Genomic DNA, 19685 nt, shown 5'->3' with positions numbered 1-19685 from the left:
CAAACTCAGCATGACCAGTACCCGGGGCTTTACCCTGATCGAGCTGATGATCACTGTTGCCATCGTTGGCATCCTGGCCGCCATCGCCTATCCGAGCTACCAGAGCTACATCCTGCGCAGTCATCGTTCGGAGGGCATGGCGCTGCTCAGCGAGGCAGCGGCTCGGATGGAGCGTTATTACGCTCAGAACAGTACTTACAAGACAGCTACACTCAAGGGTTTAGGCCTTACTAGCAATGCTGACGCCAAAACCCTGGACTCGTCCAACAAGTACTACGCCTTGAGTCTTGGAACGCCAACCGATACCACCTACAACCTGAGCGTGGCGCCGCAGAATGCGCAGATCAAGGATTCCTGCAAGACGTTGACGCTGGATTCCACCGGTCTGCGTGGTGCGGCTGGCACGACGGCAGACAAGGACGCTGCGACCGTTACCAACTGCTGGCGCTAATCCTCTCGTCCCTGCACCAGGCCCGCATCCCGGTCCTGTTCCACGCGAGAGCCGCCGAAGCCCAAGGTCACCCGCTGGGTGGCGTCGGCCTTGCCGGCGTCGCGGGCTTCGTGTTCGACCACCAGGCGGTTGAGGCGGTTGAGCAGGTGCATGGATTCGTCGTAGGCGGTGCGATAGAGGGTGAGCGTGGAATCCTCGGTCAGGTTGTGGCCGTAGACCACGTGAAAGGTGAAGTCCGGCGCGGCGCGGTCCTGCAGGTAGAGGCGCTCGAAGCCGGCCAGCAGGTCGCCGGTGAAATGGGCCAGCAGCCGCCCTGCGCCTTCCTGGCTCTCGGTGCCGCGCAGCAGCGAGCGGGGGGTGAGCACCACCCGGTCTTCCTCGTCGAGGCGGGCGTACCCCTTGCGCAGCCATTCATCCAGCACGGTGCGGGCGCGGACGTCGCTGCCGACGCTGGCGACCAGGGCATCGAAACTCTGTTCGCCGCCGCGCCGCTGGGTGCGGGGGAGGGGGCGCAGGTTGCCCTCGGCATCGAGCAGATCCAGGCGTGAGGTCCAGGCGCTGAGGACCTGCCATTCCAGGCTGGGCGTGCAGGGTGTGCGTTCCGGGCTGGCCTCGCGCAGGGCGCGGACCTCGCGGCGCGGCAGGCCGGTCAGGACCGAGATGCGACTGTCGGAATTGGGCTTGTCGCGCAGCGGTTCGAAATCCTGGGCGACCTCGAAGTAGGTCTGGCGCAGCAGGCGATCGAAGGTCTGGTAGGTCACGCCGGAGGCGATGGCGATACGCACCAGCCGACCGATCAGGCTGCGCAGAAGCAGGGGTACCTTGGTGGAAAGCATGGGGGACTCGACGCGGCATACGCCCGCCCATCTTCGCGGGGCCTCGGGCCCCAGTCAAACCGGCCGGTCACAAAGTGTCGCGGACGCCGCTCAGGCTGTCGTCCGCGGGTCAGCACGCTGGCTAGCCGGGGGTGCCTGATTCGGTCGCGCCGGCCACGTCCGGATCGTCCGGAAACTCCTCGGGCTCCATGTCCGCATAGGGCAGTTCTTCGGGCGGCGGGGTGTTGCTGGGGTTGTCGTAGGTCTTCTGGTCGGCGTCGCTCATGGTGGCTCTCCGGGGTGGGTGTGGAGATATCGAACCCCTCTGGACGGGGCCGTTCCCGAGCGGCTGTCGACAGCGACCTCGTGTCGGCCAGGCGGCCAGCGCTCGAACGTCGTTAGCGCGATAGCGGTCTAACGATCGACCGTCTCATCCGAATGACGGCGCCCGAGGATTTCCGTGATGACCACGCCCACCGCCGTCCATCCGCTGCCATTCCAGCCCGCCTTCGAACAGGTGCCGGATGATGAAGCCGAAACCATTCGCGAGATGGTCGCGGCCATGAGAGACATCACCGAGACCACCTACGCCAATGGCGGCCATGCCATCCGCAGCGTGCACGCCAAGAGTCACGGCCTGCTCACCGGCCAGGTGCGGGTGCTGGACGGCTTGCCGCCGGCCTATGCCCAGGGCGCCTTCGCCGTGCCGGGCAGCTATGCCGCGGTGCTCAGATTCTCGACCAATCCGGGCGACATCCTGGCCGACAGCGTCTCCACCCCGCGGGGTCTGGCGCTCAAGCTGATCGACGTGCCGGGTGAGCGCCTGCCCGGCAGCGAAGGGCAGGTGACCCAGGATTTCGTCATGCAGAACGCCCCGGCCTTCACCGCGCCGGATCCCAAGACCTTTCTCAAGACGCTCAGGCTGCTGGCCAAGACCACCGACCGCGGCGAGGGCCTGAAGAAGGTCGCCTCGGCGGTGCTGCGCGGCACCGAGAAGGTGGTGGAAGCCTTCGGCGGCGAGAGTCCGACGCTGAAGAGTCTGGGGGGCCATCCGGAGACCCATCCGCTCGGCGAAACCTTCTACACCATGGTGCCCTTTCTCTACGGCCCCTATTTCGCCAAGCTCAGCGTGGTCCCGATGGCGCCCGAGCTGACCGCCCTGACCGACGCGCCGGTCGAGGTCAATGGCAAGCCCGACGGCCTGCGCGAGGCGGTCAATGCCTATTTCGCCCGGCACGGCGGCGTCTGGGAGATCCGCGTGCAGCTGGGCGTCGATATCGAGCAGACGCCCATCGAGGATGCCTCGGTGGCGTGGCCGGAAGACCTCAGTCCCTATGTGACCGTGGCGCGCCTGGAGGTCCAGCCGCAACCGGCCTGGAACGAGGCGCGCTCGCGCGAAGTGGACGACGGCATGGTGTTCAGTCCCTGGCATGGCCTGGCTGCGCACCGCCCGCTGGGCGGCATCATGAGATCGCGGCAACCGGCCTATGAGATGTCGTCGCAGTTTCGCAGCGAGCGTAACGGCTGCCCGTTGCACCATCCACGCGGACCGGTGGAGCTGTAGCGCGGACTTAGTTGAGCGTGGCGAGCTCGGCGTCGTCGAGTTCGCGGGCGCGTACCGCGGCCGGGCGGGACACCAGCCCGGCGACATAGCGCTCGAAGTGCGGGCGTTTCTCGATGGTGCCGAAGGCCATGCCCCAGGCGAGATGGGCGCCGACATAGACGTCGGCGGCGGTGAAGCGGTCGTCCACCAGGTATTCACCGGGGGCCAGGGCGGCGTCGAGGGTGTCGAGCACCTCGGCGAGGCTGCCATAGCCCACCGCGCCGCGTTTCTGCGGGTCTTCGGGCAGGACGACGCCCAAGGCCTGGTTGGTGGTGGCGGCCTCCAGCGGACCGGCGGCAAAGAACAGCCAGCGGTAGTAGGCACCGCGCGCCGGATCGCTCAGCGGAGGCGCGAGCCCCGCGGCGGGAAAGGCGTCGGCGAGATAGGCGCAGATGGCGGCGGTCTCGGTTACCACGGCGGCGCCATGGCGCAACGCCGGCACCTTGCCCATGGGATTGATGGCGCGATAGGCCGGGGATTTCATTGCCGGCCCGTAGTCGACCCGTTGCACCTCGTAAGGTTGTCCGAGCTCCTCCAGCAGCCAGCGCACGATGCGTCCGCGCGACATGGGATGGGTATAGAGCACAGGCCGGTCGAACATGGTGAAGCTTCCTTGAGTTGTCGTACCCCTTAGCATAGGTAGCCCCTCATCCAGCGTCCATTCACAGGAGCCTGGGTACCCTTCTGCTAAACTGGTAAACCTTTACCAGCCGTTTCACAGGACTCCCGTGCCCTCATCCTTCGCTTCCCTGCCACTGGCCGAGGCCATGCAGGCCAATCTGGCCGAGCTCGGCTACCTGAGCATGACGCCCATCCAGGCGGCCAGCCTGCCCATCATCCTCAAGGGCCAGGACCTCATCGCCCAGGCCAAGACCGGTTCGGGCAAGACGGCGGCCTTTGGCATCGGCTTGCTGACGGGACTTAATCCGCGCTATTTCGGCTGCCAGGCCCTGGTCCTCTGTCCGACCCGCGAACTGGCGGATCAGGTGGCCCGCGAACTGCGTCGCCTGGCGCGCACCACGCCCAACATGAAGATCCTGACCCTCTGCGGCGGCATGCCGCTGGGGCCGCAGATCGCCTCCCTGGAGCATGGCGCCCAGGTGATCGTTGGCACTCCGGGGCGGGTGCAGGAGCACCTGCGCAAGGGCACCCTGGTGCTGGACGGGCTCAATGTCGCGGTGCTCGACGAAGCCGATCGCATGCTCGACATGGGTTTCATTGACGCCATCGCCGATATCCTCAGCCAGACGCCGGCACGGCGGCAGACGCTGCTGTTCTCGGCGACCTATCCGGAAGGCATCGAGCGCATGGCCCAGGACTACCTGCGCGCGCCGCTGCGCATCAGCGTCGAGAGCCAGCACAGCGAAACGCAGATCCGCCAGCGCTTCTACGAGATCGCCGCCCAGGATCGCCTCGCCGCCGTGGTGCGCCTGCTCCGGCACCATCGTCCGGCCAGCGCCGTGGCCTTCTGCCAGACCCGCCAGCAGTGCCAGGAGGTGGTCGAGGCGCTACATGCCCAGCGCATCTCCGCGGCTGCCCTGCATGGCGATCTGGAGCAGCGTGAGCGCGACCAGGTGCTGGCGATGTTCGCCAACCGCAGTCTCTGCGTGCTGGTGGCCACCGATGTGGCGGCCCGCGGCATCGACGTCGCCGGCCTGGAAGCCGTGATCAACGTGGAGCTGTCCCGCGATCCGGCGGTGCACGTGCACCGCATCGGCCGCAGCGGTCGCGCGGGAGAGCAGGGCCTGGCGCTGTCGCTGGTGGCGCCGGCCGAGGCCAGTCGTGCCCAGGCCATCGAGGTGCAGCAGGGTTCGCCGCTGGATTGGCAACCCCTCGGCGCCCTGCGCGACACCCCGGAGCCGCTGGTGCCGACCATGCACACCCTGGCCCTGGCGGCCGGCAAGAAGGACAAGCTGCGCCCCGGCGACATCCTCGGTGCCCTGACCGGCGACGCCGGCCTGCCCGGCGCCAAGATCGGCAAGATCACCCTGTTCGACAACCAGGCCTTCGTCGCCGTGGAAAGAGACATCGCCCGCCAGGCGCTGCAGCGGCTGAGCGAGGGCAAGATCAAGGGGCGGTCGATCAAGGTGCGGATGCTGTAGGGCGGGGCGGATAGCCTCTGTCGCTACGTCGAACTCCTGCCGTTGGGCTTCGACGGTGGAGCCATCTCAACCCAACCTACGGCTCGACCTGGGGCGTAGGTTGGGTTGAGGGCAGCGAATCCCAACGATGATCGGGCGTACCTCAGGCTGTTGGGCTTCGACGGTGGAGCCGTCTCAACCCAACCTACGGTCTCGACCTGGGGCGTAGGTTGGGTTGAGCGCAGCGAAGCCCAACGGTGCCTGGTCGCAATAAAGCGTAGGCTACGTCTCGACCCCCATCCGCCGTCTGGCGCGATGCGAGGAGCCGTTGCGTACCGCCCAGCGCAGCACCGGGGCGGTGGCACCGATACCGGAACGAATCAGCTGCCGTTGCAGCGGACCCTGGTGGAAACCCAGCTCCGCGCTGGCCCAGTCGGGCAGCAGGTCGATGCCGGCCTGCATCATCAGGGCTCCGAAGGGCTTGGCCAGGGCGCTGGGCGCGGGCGCCTGCAGCAGCACCCGGCAGACCTCGCGGCTGCGCTCATCGCAAACCAGCTGCGGACGGATCGCCTGGTAGTAGGCGGCTATATCCGCCCGCGAACGGGGCACGTCCGTCGCGCCCAGGCGTTCGGCGACCAGGGCGATCTCGGCGTAGTAGCGATCCTGTTCTGCACCCGGCAGCCGGGGATCGAAATAGCGCAGATAGGCTGCCAGGAAGTGACTGACCTCGGCCACATGGACCCAGGTCAGCAGCGCCGGGTCTTCGGCGCTGTAGGGGCGGCCGTCGGCGGCCTGGCCCTGGATATGCCGGTGGATGGCCTTGACCCGGGCGATCAGCCGTTCGGCATCGCCGCGACTGCCAAAGGTGGTGGCGGCGATGAACTGGCCGGTGCGGCGCAGGCGGCCGAGCATGTCTTCGCGAAATTTCGAATGGTCCCAGACCCCGGCCAGGGCCAGCGGGTGCAGGGTCTGCATGAGCAGGGCGGCGATGCCGCCGATCAGCATGCAGGTGAAGTCGCTGTGCACCCGCCAGGGCACGCTGCCAGGGCCGAACAGCCCGGGGTCGCCCGGCGGCTGTTCGTAGTCGACCTCGCCCAGGGCCAGCCCGGTGAGGCTCATCACCTGCTGCTCGATACGGTTGCGGATCCGCTCCATGGACTAGCGCGGTAGCAGGTAGAGCGCTGCGTACTGCAGCAGCATGATGGTCTTGCCATCCAGCAGCCGGCCGTCGCGCGCCATGGCCAGGGCCTCGTCGAAGGGCAGTTCCAGCAGCTCGATGTCCTCACCTTCCTCGTGCAGTCCACCGCCGTCGGCGATGCGCTGGTCGGCGCGGTATTCACCGGCGAAGAAGTGCAGCAACTCGGTCACCGAGCCGGGACTCATGAAGGCGTCGAACAGGTGCTGGACGTTGTCCAGGCGGTAGCCCGTCTCTTCCTCGACCTCGGCCTTGATGCGCGCTTCGGGAGCGGCCGCGTCGAGCAGGCCGGCGGGGGTCTCCACCAGCAGGCCGTCGTCCAGGCCGTTGCCCAGGGTCGGCAGGCGGAACTGGCGGATCAGCAGGACGGTGCGTCGCTCGCGGTCGTACAGCAGGATGGTGGCGCCGTTGCCGCGGTCGTAGGTCTCGCGGGTCTGGCGCTGCCAGCTGCCGTCGCGGCGCAGGTAGTCGAAGGTGGTCTTCTTCAGCAGGCCCCAGTCGGCGGAAAGGGTCTCGACCTGCTGGATGCGAACGCGAGGGGTGTCAGGCATGGGGGCTCGTCTGGACAGGAGGCGTCGGGCCACGGTAGCAGAAGCGCTGCCTTTCTAAGGCATGCTCCGCGACCCCGGGTTCCACCCTGTCGTGAGGACGGCAGACCGCCGACGTCTAGAACCAGCGGTCGTTCTTCTTGCGACCCCGCGTCATGGACGGGAGGATCAGGCCGGCCAGCAGGCCGGCGCCGGCGATGCTGCCGCCGTAGACCATGTACTGCATCAGCGCCTGCTTGTTCTCGTTGCCGAGCTTGGCCTGGGTGCTGCGCAGTTCCGACTGGGCCTGGGTGAGCTGGGCGTCGAGGTCCTTGCGGCGGCTTTCCAGTTCGTCGATCTGCTTCTTGCGCGAATCCAGCGTCTCCTGCATGCCCTGGACGCGATTCTTCCAGCTGTCGTCGATGGTCTTGAGCTGGCCGCTCAACTCGGCCACCTGCTGTTCCAGCTGTGGCATGCGCTCGGCCTGGCCGGGCTTGGCCTGCAGGTCGGCATTGGGGATCCAGACGGTGCTGCCGCCTTCGCCGCGGACCTGGCTGTAGTCGCCCTGGGTGCTGATCAGCTCGACCTTCTGCCCGGACTTGAGGGTGCCGACGATGCGATAGCCATCGGTGGGACCACTGCGGACATAGGTGGTCAGGCTGTCGCTGACCCAGCGGGCATTGCTTTCCTGGGCCACGGCGGTGCCGGCCAGAGAAGCGAGAGAGGCGGCCAGGCAGAGGCCGAGATGCGGTAGGCGGGACAGCAGGCGAGATGGGGACATGGGCATGATCGGGTCTTTATGCATGAGCTGAAAAGATGAAGGCCGTGGTGAACAAGCCGGATTATTGTGGGGCAGTACCCTAACAAGCTGCCGCGATCTATCCGCCAACCCGTAGCGCCCTCTGTTCGAGACGGTGAAGCAGTTCAAGCTTTGGCGGCGGAAAGCGACGGCCAGTGTCATCTTGCCGCCATGCGGTGGCAGGCGAAAGCTGCAAGGCCATTCAGGATCTTGCCGGCGGCGCTTCAGAGGCGGTGCAGCAGATCCAGGCTCAGGGCCGCGAGTGCGCCCAGACCGGCGCAGCCGAAGGCTAGCGCCTTGCCCCACCAGCGTTTCCAGGCGATCGCGCCGGCCACCATGCCCACCCCGCAGAGCAACAGGCCGGACTTCAGATAGAAGTCGGACCAGGCGAGCAGCTGATCGATGAAGTTGAAGAGGTCTTGGAATTCCTGCGGCATGGGGCCTCCTGGCGCGCTGGCGCTATTGAGTCGCCGGGGTCCCGGTCGTTCCCTGGCAGTCCGCCGCCAGCAGACGCTCGGCCGAACCCTGGTCGCCCGGCTGGCTGCCCGCGCGGCCGGCCAGCAGCAGGAACTGGCGGCTGGCGTCCCGGCTCGGCAGCGCCACCACCGCCAGTGACAGCCGTGGGTCCGGCAGTGGATAGGGCGGCTGGCTGGCCAGGGCCTGGAAGAAATCCGCCGCCAGCAACTGGGCTTCGCTCAGCCGCCGCGCCTGATAACGACTGCCCGCCAGTGCCTTTGGCAGCGCGCGCCAGTGTTCGTCCAAAGCGGGCGCCAGGGGCAGGAGCTGCTCGCGCACCTCGGGCCGTAGGCAGGCCAGGTGCACATGCAACTGATCCTGGCTGCGCCCGCTGGGGGCATTGAGGGCCAGGGCGATCCGCTCGTCCGCCACCGGCGCCTGGCCCCAGGCGCTCAGGTACCAGCGCTGGCGCCAGGTCAGAGCGAACCAGTTGGGTTGGCCGGGCTGCCACAGGGCCGGACTTTCCAGCCCACGCAGGGGCCGCAGGGGTACCAGGATGAAATGCTGTCGCTCACCCGGCGCGCGCAGCACGGCGAAGCCGGGCTCCCCGACCACCTGGCGACAGGGGGTCGCCAGACCGGTAAGCCGGGCATTGGGCACGCAGAGCCCGGTCGTGACCTGGCGCAGCAGGTCGCGGCTGGAGCACCCCGTCAGCGCCACGCCCAGCATCAGCAGCCACAGCAGGCGCCGCCACGACGAGCGGCCGCCGGTCGGCAGCGAACAACTGCGCGCGCGACGCTTCCAATGGCTATCAGGGCAATGCAGCGGGAGATCAGCCATGGCCAATGGTTGGGCCGGAGACGGCGCGGTTCAGGAACAGATCGACAGCACGGTGGACGATGCGGTGCAGCGCGCCCGCAGCCGTCTGCACCGGGGCGCGAGCCTCACCCATTGCGAGGAATGCGGCGACGCCATCCCCGAAGCGCGCCGCCAGGTGGTGCCGGGCGTGCGCCTGTGCATCCGCTGCCAGTCCGAGCAGGACGCCGAGGACCAGCGTGCCGGGGGCTACAACCGGCGGGCGAGCAAGGACAGCCAGTTGCGCTAGGGCTGGGGCGGCCTGCCAGCGTGTAAAGACCGGACTTGCCGCCAGCGCCTGCTGGCGCAGCCCCAGCTCAACGTCGTCCGGCATCAGGGCGCTGCCGGGATCTGCAGGCCGCGCTGCACCGCCGGGCGGGCGAGGAAGGCGTCGAGGGCGCGACGCACCTCGGGGAAGTCCTGGAAGCCGACCAGGTCGGCCACCTGGTAGACCTCTAGCAGGGCGCGGATCCAGGGGAAGGTGGCGATATCGACGAGGCTGTAGTCCGCGCCCAGGATCCAGGCGCGGCCCTTGAGCTGGCCATCCAGCACGCCGAGCAGGCGCCGGGCTTCGGCTACATAACGCTCGCGGGGGCGCGGGTCCTCGATGTCCTTGCCGGCGAATGTGGTGAAGAAGCCGAGCTGGCCGAACATGGGGCCGATGCCGCCCATCTGGAACATCAGCCACTGGATGGCCTGGTAGCGCCGCGCCGGGTCCTCGGGCAGCAGGCGCCCGGTCTTTTCCGCGAGATAGAGCAGGATGGCGCCGGATTCGAACAGCCCCAGGGGTTCGCCACCGGGGCCGTCGGGATCGAGGAGGGCGGGGATCTTGTTGTTGGGGCTCAGGGAGAGGAATTCCACGGTGTGCTGGTCGTCCTGGCCGAAGTCGATGCGATGCACCTCGTAGGGCAGGCCGAGTTCTTCCAGCAGGATGGCGACCTTGACGCCGTTGGGCGTGGGCAGCGAATAGAGTTGCAGGCGCTCGGGATGCCGGGCAGGCCAGCGATGGGTGATGGGAAAGCGCGACAGATCGGCCATGGTGGACTCCTGAAGGGGACGGTTCTGGGTGAGACCGGCCAGCGCGGCCCGGGTTGCCAGGCCTGCAGCGAAGCGGAACTTAGCGCGATGCCTACCCCTCCATCTGAGACGTATCCGCCTTCCGCCCCGCACCGAGGACTCCCAATGCTTCCCCACAGCCAGCAGGGCAGCGGTTCGCCCACCTTCGTGCTCATGCACTTTCTTGGCGGCTCGCACCGCACCTGGTTTCCCACCGTCCCTTACCTGGACGGCGAACACCGCTGCGTGGCGCTCAATACGCCGGGCTTCGGCGACGCCGCCGCGGTCGAGGGCTACAGCGTGGCCGAGATGGCCGATCAGGTGGATGCCAGCATCCGCGCCCTGGGTCTGGACCGTTGCATCCTGGTCGGCCACTCGATGACCGGCAAGGTGGCCGTGGTGCTGGCGGCGCGGCGACCGGAGTATCTGGTCGGGCTGATCCTGGTGGCGCCTTCGCCGCCCGGACCGCAGCCCATGAGCGAGGCGGATCGCGATGCCCAGCGCGCCTATGGCAAGAGCCGGGCGGAGGCCGAGGCCTTCGTCGACGAATCCAGCGCCCACCGCCTGCCCGACGCCATCCGCGAGGTGGTGATTGCCGATGCCCAGCGGTTGAATCTGCAGGCCTGGCGCGCCTGGGTCGATCACGGCAGTCGCGAAGACTGGAGCGAGCGGATCGACACCCTGGACTATCCGGTGCTGCTGGTCTGCGGCGCCGACGACCAGCAGGTGCCGGGTCCGGACGAGCAGCGCCGCACCACCCTGGCGGCCTTTCCCAACAGTAGGCTGGAGGTCATTTCCGGCGCTGGCCACCTGATGCCGCTGCAGACGCCCCAGGCCCTGGCGCGGCTGATGCTCGACTTCGCCCAGGCGCTCTGACCGGTGGATTCGCTGACCCAGGCCGTGCTCGGCGCCACCGTCCAGACCGCCCTGCTGGGTCGCTGGCAGGGTCGGCGCGCGATCCTCTATGGCGCCGCCCTGGCCACCCTGCCGGATCTCGATGTGGTCATCGACTACGGCGATGCGGTCAAGGAGATGACCTACCACCGCGGCTTCAGCCATTCGCTGTTCGTGCTGACTGGACTGGCCCTGCTGCTGACGGGGATCTGCGGCCGCTGCCGCGATCCGGGCTACAGCCAGGGACGCCTGTTCCTGACGCTCTGGCTGGTGCTGGTCACCCATCCCCTACTGGACGCCTTCACCACCTATGGCACCCAGTTGTTCTGGCCGCTGCCGACGACGCCGGTAGCCTGGTCCAGCGTCTTCATCATCGATCCACTCTATACCCTGCCGTTGCTGGTGGCGGTACTCGCCGGACTGCTGGTCGGTCCGCGCGGACGTTCGCCGCGGCTGGCCATGGTGGCCTTGCTGCTCTCCACGGCCTATCTGGGCTGGACCCTGGTGGCGAAATATTCCGCCGAGCGTCAGGTGCGCCAGGTGCTGGCGGCCCAGGGGCAGGCAGATGCCCGCCTGTTCAGCGCGCCGCTACCGTTCACCAGCCTGCTCTGGCGGGTCATGGTGGATGACGGGCCCGAGCGCTACCGGGAAACCTGGGTAGGACTGTTCGACGACCGCCCGCCCGCCTTGGTCCCGCTGCCACGGGGTGGCGAACTGGCGCCGATCCTCGCCGATTCGCCGGCCGAGCAGCGGCTGCGCTGGTTCACCGATGACTGGCTGCGCTACGACCGCCTGGGCAACGACCTAGTGGTAACCGATCTGCGCCTGGGTGCCACCGGCTACCATACCTTCCGCTTCGCCCTGGCTCAGCGCGAGGCGAGCGATTGGCGACTGGTCGCCGAACCCTCGCTGTGGCCGCGCGAGCGAGGCGGTCGCGAACAGCTGGCGGTGGTCTGGCGCAGACTCTGGCATCCGGAATCGCCGGCACCGGTGGCGGACTGGGCGGCGCGGCTGTCGCGCCTGCCGGACTGACGCCAGGCCTCCAGCAGCAGTCGCCACCAGGGGCGCCGGGCTTCGCGCAGGGCGGTATGGCGGTCCAGGCCGATATCGGCCAGTTCCCGGTCGGTAAGCTCCGGCAGGATGCGGCGGGTGGTCAGCTGGCGTTGGAACAGCAGCCAGCAGCCGCTGGTGCGGGTCTGGTCGTGAAGGCTGGGGTCTCTGGGCATGGCGTCTCTCCTGGGCTGTCTCCATGCTCCGCCGCCAGCCGCTTCAGGGGCAGATCCAGGCCGGCGGGTTGTCGGCCATACAGCCGCCTTACAGCGCTCAGCTGTATGGTGCACGGCGTGGCCATCTGTATGGCGCGCGATTCCCGTCCGCGCCGCTATAGTCCGGGCATGACTCGCTATCAGCTGTTGGCCGATGCCCTCGGCCGCCGTATCGAACAGGGCCTCTATCGACCGGGCGAACGCCTGCCGTCGGTGCGCGCCCTGGCCCAGGAGCACGGGGTCAGTCTGGCTACGGTGCAGCAGGCCTATCGGCTGCTGGAAGACCGGGGCCTGGTGGAGCCCCGGCCCAAGTCCGGCTATTTCGTCCGCCTGGAAAGACGCGCCATCGAGTTGCCGCGGGTGACCCGACCGGCGCGCTGGCCGGTGGAGGTCTCCGGCTGGGAGCCGGTACGGGAGCTGATGACCAGCACCCCGGATTCGGTACGGGTGCAACTCGGCCGCGGCCTGCCGGACACCGAAGCGCCGACCCTGGCGCCGCTGCTCGCCGGCATGGCGCGACTGGCGCGGCGGCCGGGCAATGCCGGGCTGTCATACGACAGCATCCAGGGCGTGGCGGCGCTGCGCGAACAGGTGGCGCGACTGCAGCTGGACGCCGGTTGCATGCTCACCGCCGATGACATCGTCATCACCAGCGGTGCCCACGAGGCCCTGGCCGTTGCCCTGCGCGCCACCTGCCAGGAGGGTGACATCGTCGCGGTGGATTCGCCGACCTTTCACGGGGTGATGCAGACCCTCAAGGGCCAGGGCCTCAAGGCGCTGGAGATTCCCACCGATCCGCGTACCGGCATCAGCCTGCCGGCGCTGGAACTGGCCCTGGAGCAATGGCCGGTGCGCGCCATCCAGCTCACCCCCAGTTGCAACAATCCCCTGGGCTACTGCATGCCCGAGGCCAACAAGCGCCAGCTGGTGGCCCTGGCGCGCAAGCACGACCTGGCGGTGATCGAAGACGACGTCTATGGCGACCTGCTCTACGGCTATCCGCGCGCGCGGTCGCTCAAGGCCTTCGACGAAGACGACCGGGTGATCCTCTGCAGTTCCTTCTCCAAGACCCTGGCGCCCGGTCTCCGGGTTGGCTGGGTGGCGCCCGGGCGCTATGCCGAGCGCATCCTGCACCTCAAGTACATAGGCACCGGCTGCACCGCGCCCCAGCCGCAGCTGGCCATCGCCGAATTCATCGCCGCCGGCCACTACACCGTGCACGTCCGGCGCATGCGCGCCCAGTACCAGCGCAATCGCGACCTGATGAGCGCCTGGGTGCAGCGCTACTTTCCCGCCGGTACCCGGGTCAGCCAGCCCCAGGGCAGCTTTCTGCTATGGGTCGAGTTGCCCGAGGCCTGCGACAGCCATCGACTCAATCGCGAACTGCTCGCCCAGAGCGTGCAGATCGCCTGCGGCAGCATCTTTTCCGCCTCGGGCAAGTACCGTAACTGCCTGCGCCTGAACTATGCCCAGGCCCAGCGTCCGGGGATCGAGGAGGGCGTGCGGCGCGTGGGCGAGGCCGCCTGCCGGCTGCTCGACGAGGCGCTGCCGCGGTCGCTGGCGGTGCCGGTCTAGCCGAGTTCGGCGATCTCGCTGCAATTGCGCCCGCGATGCTTGGCCCGGTAGAGGGCGGCATCGGCTTGCGCCAGCAGGCGGACGGGAACGCCTTCCGCGAGTCGCGGCGTCACCGCCACGCCGAAGCTGGCGGTGACCGGCAGCGCCTCGGTCGGGCCGACGGCGAAGGGCGTCTCGGCGATGCCCTGGCGCAGGCGCTCGGCCAGTGCCAGGGCATCCGCCGGCTGGGCCACGTCGGCGAGCACGGCGAATTCCTCGCCACCGATCCGGGCGATGCGATCGCCGGGACGCAGCAGCTCGCGGCAACGCTGCGCCAGTTGCTGCAGCAGCAGGTCACCGGCGGCATGGCCGTAGGTGTCGTTGATGCGCTTGAAGTGATCGACATCGAAGGTGATCGCCGCCAACTGCCCGGGCGTGCTGGTCACGCCCTGCGCCAGCTCGCGTTCGAAGGCGCGGCGATTGGCCAGACCGGTGAGGTAGTCGGTCTCCGCGCGGATGCCCAGCTCGGCGATCAGGGCGTCACGCTCCTCACGCAGCCGATCGGCCTGCAGCCATTCGTCCTCCAGCTGGGCGAAGGCGGCGAACAGGCTGCGCGGGTCGTCTGCGGCCACCGTCCCGAGCGGTCGGGCGCGCCGGCTGAGGCTGAGCAGCCGCTGGGTATTGGCCAGCAGCGGCGTCAGCAGGCGCTGCTTGAGCAACAGCAGGCCGGTGCCCAGCGCCAGCAGGATGCCCACCGCCGCGGCGATGGTCAGCAGCAGCCGCAACTGGGCTTCGCGCGCCAGGGCGTCGGCTTCGTCACGGGCCAGGCTCAGGGCTTCGTCGCGCAACTCCAGGATGCTGACCATGGTCGGGACATAGCCCTGGGCGAAGCTGGCCGCACTGGGCGCCGTGCCGGTTGCCAAGGCGGCGAGGGTCTGGTGGTACCAGTCCAGGCCTTCGCCCAGGTAGCGATTCTGCATCCGCTCGAAGCGATCACGCTCGGGGCGACCGGGCGCCAGATTGAGATTGCTGCGCAGGAGGTCCATCAACTGGTTGATGCGGCCCTGGGTCTGCAGCAGCTGGACCTGTTCCGCCCCGCTGGGCAGGCGCTGCGCCTGCAGCGCCGGGGTCAGCAGCGAGCCCAGGCGTCCGGCCGTATCGCGCAGGCGGGCGGCCAGCTTGGCATTGACCAGGTAGATGGCCACCGCCGGGCTGCGCTGGATGAGGTCGTGCAGGGTGAGATCGGCGGTGATGAAGTTGCTGTCGAGGGCGCGAAACATGCCCTGGACCAGGGTGGCGATGTCCTGGGGTGCGGGATCGTCCGGTGTCGCCCAGAGGCGCTGGTCGACCCGGGCGCGGGCCTGCAGCAGCATTTGATAGCCTTTTTCCGCCTGCTCGGCGGTCACGCTGCATTGCTGGCAACCCTGCAGCAGTGCCTGTAGCCGGGCGAAGCGCTGATCGCTCAGGGCCCGGGCGCGCGCGAGCTCCTGGCTATCACCGCCGCGGCCACCAAGCAGGGCATTGGTCGGGCCACGCTCGGCGGAGACGGCTTCCACCAGCCGCAGCGCCTCTGCGTAGACCGGCAACTGGTCACGGGTCAGGCGCATGCCTGTCGAATTCTCATGGGCCTGCTGGACGAGCAGGGCCATGCCGCAGGCGGTGGCGAGCGAGGTCACGACCAGCAAGGCATTAATCAGTCGATTGAGGTGAACGGTCAGGAGGAAGCGGCCAGACATCAGGCGACACCGAAGCGAGCATGCCCAGGATACGAGCCGATTCCAGACAGCGGGGGAGTCAGGCTCTCAAGGTGCGCCGATCTTAAAAGGTCTAGCTTTCAAAACGTATACAGCCAGGGCCGGGCGGATGGGTTATGGAGCCAACGGTCATGCCGGCAGCACGAAAGGCGCAGGTGTCAGGAAACCTTGTCACGCAGACGCGGTATTGCCCACGCTCTACACTGGCCCTTTTCGCGAGGTCCCGCCATGCCACCCCGTATCTATCTTGCCGGTCCCGAGGTCTTCCGTCCCGATGCCATCGCCCAGGGCGAGGCGCTCAAGGCGCTGTGCGCCCGTCACGGCTGTACGGGTCTGTTTCCGTTGGACAACGCCATTCCCCCGGAGCTGACCGAACCCGGGGCGCAGGCCGCCTGGATCTATCGGGCGAATCTGGTGCTGATCGAGCAGGCGGATGGCGTCCTGGCCAGCCTGGATTTCTTTCGCGGCGCCGAGCCTGACAGCGGCACCTGTTTCGAGGTGGGCTACGCCGTCGCCCTGGGCAAGCCGGTGGTCGGCCATGTGCCGGAGGCGGGCAGCCTGGCCGAGCGGATGCGCGCCCGCCATCCCGAGTGGGTGGGCAAGGGGCTGCTGGATCGTGACGGCTGGACACTGGAAGAATTCGGCCTACCGCTCAATCTGATGCTGGCGGTGTCGGCCAGTATCGTCGTCGGGGGCCCGGAGGAGGCCCTGGCGGTGTTGCGCGAGCAACTGGGCTAGCGGGGCGGGGGCGTGTGCCCATCACCCCGGCCCTCTCCAAGAGGGAGAGGGGGTGGTTGGCGGTCAGGACAGTGGAAAAGGCTGCGCCGTTTTCCACGCTACGTGGCCTTGACCGGGGGAGGAGAGCGGTCTGAACGGAATCAGCCGCGCGCCAGGGACGCCAGTTCGTCCAGTCCACTTTGGCCGTCGGCATAGGCCGCACGGAAGCTGTCGCGCTGCTGCCAGCGCGCCCAGAAGGCCGCGAGGTGCTCGAAGCGCTCGTCCAGGGGCGTCTGATTGGTGGGGAACTTGGAGAAGGCGATGGCGGTGCACAGGGTGATGTCGGCGAAGGTCGGCGCCGCGCCGCCCAGCAGCCATTCGCGGCCATCGGCCAGGTGCCGATCCACCAGCGCCGCGTGCATCAGCGCCTCCTTGCGGCAATGCTCGCCCCACTGCGGATTGTGGGTCAGCTCCAGCTTGTGGCCGAGGCCTTCGTGCTGCACATGGAACATGGTCACGATGCGATAGAGCACATGGACGAAGATGCGATCGTTCCACATGGCGTCCTGGCCCTGCTCCAGCGGCGTTTCGCCCAGCACCTTGCGACCGGGATGGCTGTTGTCCAGATAGCGAGCGATGGCCGCGCTCTCGGCCAGGTAGCCGCCTTCGGCGAATTCCAGCGTCGGGGTCTCGCCCCAGGGATTGCGCTTGAGATGCTGCCATTGGCGTTGCTCGCCTTCGGGCGCCATCTTCAGGATGACTTCCTCGAATTGATCGGCGATGCCCTTTTCATGGATGAACAGCCGCAGCCGTTGCGGATTGGGAAAGGCGGACGGCGAGGTGAAGAGGCGTAGCTTGGCCATGGCGGGCTCCGGAAGGGACAGTGACGAAACATGCGACTGCGGGCAGTGGTGTTGCGTTCGTCTGAGGTGACCAAGGATGCCGGGCCAGGGCCGTTGATGAACAGCCAAGCCGCTGTATGCCCTCCATGCAGAAAGTCGATTGGTCAGGCCGCCATTCAGGTCACGAGATTGGCGACGATCCGTTCGCGCAGCCAGGCATGGGCGGGATCGCGGTGCAGGCGTTCAGGCCAGAGCAGCAGCATGTCGAAGCCCGGGATGGCCAGGGGTGGCGGCTGGACCTGCAGGCCGGGATGATTCAGGGCGATCTGGGCGGGCAGCAGGGCCACCAGGTCGCTGACCAGCAGGACACTGGCCAGGGTGGCGAAGTGGGGCACCGACAGCACCACCCGGCGTTCGCGGCCTTGTTCCGCCAGCAAGCGATCGGTGACGCTGGCGAAGCCGCCACCGCTTGGCGAGACCAGCGCCTGATCCAGTTGGCAGAAGGTTTCCAGGGACACAGGTTGCTGCAGCGCCGGATGGCCGCGCCGGCCCGCCAGCAGATAGTGCTCAGTGAACAGCAGGCGCTGGCGCAGTCCCGCTGCGGCGGTATCGGCCACGTCCAGCGCCAGGTCCAGGTGATCCCCCTCCAGTTGGTCGGCGAGCAAGGCTGGCTTCTTGTCCAGCAGCGCCAGGCGAATACCGGGCGCCTGCTGACGCAGGTCAGCCAGCAGCGGGGTGAGCAGGGTGGTCGCACTGTGGTCGCTGGCGGCGATGCGCCAGATTCGCTCGGCGCGCGCCGGTTCGAAGGGGGCGGCCGGTGCCAGGGCCTCGTCCAGGGCAGCCAGTGCCTGGCGCAAGGGCTCACGCAGCGCCGTAGCGCGTGCCGTGGGTCGCATGCCCCGCGGGCCAGGCAGTAGCAGGGGATCGTCCAGCAACTGGCGTAGACGGCCCAGCTGCAGGCTGACGGTGGGCTGCGCCAGGTTGAGCCGGCGCGCGGCGCGGGTCACGTTGAGTTCGACGAGCAGGGCATCGAGGGTGACCAGCAGATTGAGGTCGAGACGCCTTAAGCTATTGTGCATGGCAATGGCTGATGTTTCGGTAATTCATTTTCAGCATAGCGCGACTGCTTCTAGCCTGGGTACCTCTTCTCACGAGGTGATCACCATGAAGGTCCTGCTGGTCTACGCCCATCCCGAACCCCGCTCCCTCAATGGCGCGCTGCGCGACTTCGCCGTTGCCCATCTGCAGGCGGCCGGCCATGAGGTGCAGCTTTCAGATCTCTATGCCATGGGCTGGAAGGCCACCCTGGATGCCGCGGACGCTCCGCACCTGGCACCCGGCGAGCGTTTCGATGCGGTCGTCGATTCCCAGCGCGCCTATGCCCGTGGTGGACAACCGGCAGACATCGCCGCCGAGCAGGCCAAGTTGCTGTGGGCCGATGTGCTGATCCTGCAATTTCCGCTGTGGTGGTTTTCCCTGCCGGCCATCCTCAAGGGGTGGGTGGAACGCGTCTATGCCTGCGGCTTCGCCTATGGCGTCGGCGAGCACAGCGACACTCACTGGGGTGACCGCTATGGCGAAGGCACCCTGGCCGGCAAGCGCGCCATGCTGGTGGTGACCTGTGGCGGCTGGGCGTCGCATTACAGCGCGCGAGGCATCAATGGCGCGCTGGATGACATCCTCTTTCCCATCCAGCACGGCATCCTCTTCTATCCCGGTTTCAGCGTGCTGCCGCCGTTTCCGGTCTATCGCACGAGCAAGGTCGACGCGGCCGCCTTCGAGCGGCTGTGCCAGGCCTATGGGGCACGGCTGGACGGACTGGCCACGGATGAGCCCTTGCCGTTCCGGCGGCAGAATGGTGGGGACTACGAGATTCCGGCACTGACCCTGAAGCCCGAGCTGGCGCCGGGGCGGACGGGGCTGGAAATTCATCTGCGGGAAGAGTGAAGGCTGACGCGTCCTGGTTGCCATGGCTCGGGGCTCATACCGTAGGTTGGCGCTGAGCGTAGCTGAGCCCAACAGCGGGGTTGGGCCTTGGGCGGTGTTGGGCTTCGCTGGCACTCAGCCCAACCTACGACGCTTCCCTCACCCCAGCCCTCTTCCAGGGGGAGAGGGGGCGGTTACATGCAGTGCATGGACTGCAGCGCAGTTGGCCTGGTCGAGACAGTGGAAAACGCTACCGGCTGTAGGGTGGACGACGGCGCAGCCTCGTCCACGCGAATCATTCAAGGCGAGTCGCTTCAGTTGGCTCTCTTGCTGTCCACCTGGTCCAGGCGGCCGCCGCGGAAGGTGAGGAAATACAGCATGCCGTTCCAGGGGCCGTAGGCCCATTCCTCGACGAATTCCACCTGGCGATAGCCGTAGCCGTCGGTGACCTGGCGTTCGCCCAGCGGCGTGACGCTCAGCGGGTCGCCGCACTTGCCGCGAACCTCGTGGGTGGTGGAGCCGGTGGAGACCAGGGCGCTGCCGCAACGCAGCGACGCGGCCTGGCTGGTGCCGGTGGCGAGCAGGAGCAGCAACAGCAGGGGGCGCAGGCTCATTGGCGCTGGAACTCGATGCGAGTGAGGCGGTTGGCTTCGAAGGTGAGGATGTAGTTGGCGCCGTTCTTCGGGCCGTACACCCATTCCTCGATCACCGCCTCGCGGCGTTCGTTGCGGCCCAGTTCGTAGCCCACCAGATCGCGGTGGGCGGGTTCGCCGCATTTCTGCAGCACTTCGAAGGCGCGATCGCCCCGGCTGACCAGGGCGTTGCCGCACCTCATGGAATCGGCGGCGGCGCCGGTGGCGACCAGCAGGGTGAGGGCGGCGAGCAGGCAACGCAT

At 67.9% G+C, this 19685-nt stretch carries 23 protein-coding genes and 1 pseudogene; 9 read left to right on the top strand and 15 right to left on the bottom strand.

The genetic code is table 11. From position 1 onward, the window contains the following. Positions 1-10 precede the first annotated feature (10 nt). Complete coding sequence (locus FHR73_RS18855; protein WP_183633289.1) at positions 11-451, top strand: type IV pilin protein; 441 nt, start codon at positions 11-13, stop codon at positions 449-451. Here the strand turns inward: FHR73_RS18855 and FHR73_RS18850 are convergent. Next, the gene (locus FHR73_RS18850) at positions 448-1287 is read right to left on the bottom strand and encodes a DUF6502 family protein (protein ID WP_183633287.1); all 840 of its coding nucleotides are present in this window, start codon (positions 1285-1287) and stop codon (positions 448-450) included. The two genes, FHR73_RS18855 and FHR73_RS18850, sit on opposite strands and share 4 nt — an antisense overlap. A gap of 121 nt (positions 1288-1408) precedes the next feature. Next, the gene (locus FHR73_RS18845; RefSeq protein ID WP_007161029.1) at positions 1409-1552 is read right to left on the bottom strand and encodes a hypothetical protein; all 144 of its coding nucleotides are present in this window, start codon (positions 1550-1552) and stop codon (positions 1409-1411) included. Positions 1553-1729: 177 nt separating this feature from the next. On the opposite strand from FHR73_RS18845, the gene FHR73_RS18840 reads away from it, so the two are divergent. Beyond that, positions 1730-2830, top strand: a complete 1101-nt coding sequence (locus FHR73_RS18840; RefSeq protein ID WP_183633285.1) for a catalase family protein — start codon at positions 1730-1732, stop codon at positions 2828-2830. 7 nt (positions 2831-2837) lie between these two features. Here FHR73_RS18840 and FHR73_RS18835 read toward each other — a convergent pair whose 3' ends face one another. Further along, on the bottom strand, positions 2838-3470 hold the full coding sequence (locus FHR73_RS18835) for a glutathione S-transferase family protein (protein ID WP_027600998.1): 633 nt from the start codon (positions 3468-3470) through the stop codon (positions 2838-2840). Positions 3471-3597: 127 nt separating this feature from the next. Here FHR73_RS18835 and dbpA point away from each other — a divergent pair, with 127 nt between their 5' ends. Further along, positions 3598-4971 carry an ATP-dependent RNA helicase DbpA gene (dbpA, locus tag FHR73_RS18830; RefSeq protein ID WP_183633283.1) on the top strand — a complete coding sequence of 458 codons (1374 nt, stop codon included), beginning with the start codon at positions 3598-3600 and terminating at the stop codon, positions 4969-4971. A gap of 261 nt (positions 4972-5232) precedes the next feature. Here dbpA and FHR73_RS18825 read toward each other — a convergent pair whose 3' ends face one another. The 5 genes from FHR73_RS18825 to FHR73_RS18805 form a co-directional block, all read right to left on the bottom strand. Continuing rightward, complete coding sequence (locus tag FHR73_RS18825; RefSeq protein ID WP_183633281.1) at positions 5233-6105, bottom strand: oxygenase MpaB family protein; 873 nt, start codon at positions 6103-6105, stop codon at positions 5233-5235. A gap of 3 nt (positions 6106-6108) precedes the next feature. Continuing rightward, positions 6109-6696 carry an NUDIX domain-containing protein gene (locus tag FHR73_RS18820; RefSeq protein ID WP_183633279.1) on the bottom strand — a complete coding sequence of 196 codons (588 nt, stop codon included), beginning with the start codon at positions 6694-6696 and terminating at the stop codon, positions 6109-6111. 115 nt (positions 6697-6811) lie between these two features. Next, entirely contained in the window at positions 6812-7459 is a 648-nt protein-coding gene (locus FHR73_RS18815) for a TIGR04211 family SH3 domain-containing protein (RefSeq protein WP_183633277.1), read from the bottom strand. 236 nt (positions 7460-7695) lie between these two features. Then, complete coding sequence (locus FHR73_RS18810; protein ID WP_183633276.1) at positions 7696-7908, bottom strand: hypothetical protein; 213 nt, start codon at positions 7906-7908, stop codon at positions 7696-7698. A gap of 22 nt (positions 7909-7930) precedes the next feature. Next, entirely contained in the window at positions 7931-8767 is an 837-nt protein-coding gene (locus FHR73_RS18805; RefSeq protein WP_260175747.1) for a CDP-diacylglycerol diphosphatase, read from the bottom strand. On the opposite strand from FHR73_RS18805, the gene FHR73_RS18800 reads away from it, so the two are divergent. Continuing rightward, positions 8766-9032, top strand: coding sequence for a DksA/TraR family C4-type zinc finger protein (locus FHR73_RS18800; RefSeq protein ID WP_027599993.1), 267 nt, complete (start codon positions 8766-8768; stop codon positions 9030-9032). The genes FHR73_RS18805 and FHR73_RS18800 overlap by 2 nt on opposite strands. A gap of 83 nt (positions 9033-9115) precedes the next feature. Here FHR73_RS18800 and FHR73_RS18795 read toward each other — a convergent pair whose 3' ends face one another. Continuing rightward, entirely contained in the window at positions 9116-9820 is a 705-nt protein-coding gene (locus FHR73_RS18795) for a glutathione S-transferase N-terminal domain-containing protein (RefSeq protein WP_183633274.1), read from the bottom strand. A gap of 144 nt (positions 9821-9964) precedes the next feature. On the opposite strand from FHR73_RS18795, the gene FHR73_RS18790 reads away from it, so the two are divergent. Then, positions 9965-10714 carry an alpha/beta fold hydrolase gene (locus FHR73_RS18790; protein ID WP_183633272.1) on the top strand — a complete coding sequence of 250 codons (750 nt, stop codon included), beginning with the start codon at positions 9965-9967 and terminating at the stop codon, positions 10712-10714. Positions 10715-10717: 3 nt separating this feature from the next. Beyond that, the gene (locus FHR73_RS18785) at positions 10718-11764 is read left to right on the top strand and encodes a metal-dependent hydrolase (protein WP_183633270.1); all 1047 of its coding nucleotides are present in this window, start codon (positions 10718-10720) and stop codon (positions 11762-11764) included. Positions 11765-11850: 86 nt separating this feature from the next. On the opposite strand, the pseudogene FHR73_RS22930 reads toward FHR73_RS18785, so the two are convergent. Beyond that, positions 11851-11958, bottom strand: a pseudogene (locus FHR73_RS22930) (hypothetical protein); the annotation flags it as partial. Positions 11959-12126: 168 nt separating this feature from the next. Between FHR73_RS22930 and FHR73_RS18775 the strand changes: the two are divergent. Next, on the top strand, positions 12127-13572 hold the full coding sequence (locus tag FHR73_RS18775) for a PLP-dependent aminotransferase family protein (protein WP_183633369.1): 1446 nt from the start codon (positions 12127-12129) through the stop codon (positions 13570-13572). On the opposite strand, the gene FHR73_RS18770 is transcribed toward FHR73_RS18775, so the two are convergent. Further along, complete coding sequence (locus FHR73_RS18770) at positions 13569-15287, bottom strand: diguanylate cyclase (RefSeq protein WP_183633268.1); 1719 nt, start codon at positions 15285-15287, stop codon at positions 13569-13571. The two genes, FHR73_RS18775 and FHR73_RS18770, sit on opposite strands and share 4 nt — an antisense overlap. Positions 15288-15533: 246 nt before the next feature. Here FHR73_RS18770 and FHR73_RS18765 point away from each other — a divergent pair, with 246 nt between their 5' ends. Then, on the top strand, positions 15534-16043 hold the full coding sequence (locus tag FHR73_RS18765) for a nucleoside 2-deoxyribosyltransferase (protein WP_183633266.1): 510 nt from the start codon (positions 15534-15536) through the stop codon (positions 16041-16043). A gap of 140 nt (positions 16044-16183) precedes the next feature. On the opposite strand, the gene FHR73_RS18760 is transcribed toward FHR73_RS18765, so the two are convergent. After that, entirely contained in the window at positions 16184-16885 is a 702-nt protein-coding gene (locus tag FHR73_RS18760; protein WP_183633264.1) for a glutathione S-transferase family protein, read from the bottom strand. Between the two features lie 155 nt (positions 16886-17040). Then, a complete protein-coding gene (locus FHR73_RS18755) occupies positions 17041-17943 on the bottom strand; it encodes a LysR family transcriptional regulator (RefSeq protein ID WP_183633262.1) in 903 nt (300 codons plus the stop codon). 85 nt (positions 17944-18028) lie between these two features. Between FHR73_RS18755 and FHR73_RS18750 the strand changes: the two genes are divergently transcribed. Beyond that, positions 18029-18811 (top strand): NAD(P)H-dependent oxidoreductase, encoded by a 783-nt coding sequence (locus tag FHR73_RS18750; RefSeq protein WP_183633260.1) that lies wholly within the window; start codon positions 18029-18031, stop codon positions 18809-18811. A 293-nt stretch (positions 18812-19104) separates the two neighbouring features. Here FHR73_RS18750 and FHR73_RS18745 read toward each other — a convergent pair whose 3' ends face one another. Then, a complete protein-coding gene (locus FHR73_RS18745) occupies positions 19105-19404 on the bottom strand; it encodes a DUF2845 domain-containing protein (RefSeq protein WP_183633258.1) in 300 nt (99 codons plus the stop codon). Next, on the bottom strand, positions 19401-19685 hold the full coding sequence (locus tag FHR73_RS18740) for a DUF2845 domain-containing protein (RefSeq protein WP_133862215.1): 285 nt from the start codon (positions 19683-19685) through the stop codon (positions 19401-19403). Before FHR73_RS18740 ends, FHR73_RS18745 begins: the two co-directional genes overlap by 4 nt.

Source organism: Pseudomonas sp. AS2.8, assembly GCF_014190935.1.
In the GTDB taxonomy this organism is placed as follows: Bacteria; Pseudomonadota; Gammaproteobacteria; order Pseudomonadales; family Pseudomonadaceae; genus Chryseomonas.
The sequence above is the reverse complement of the archived record's forward strand: the minus strand, read 5'-3'. Positions and strand labels throughout refer to the sequence as shown.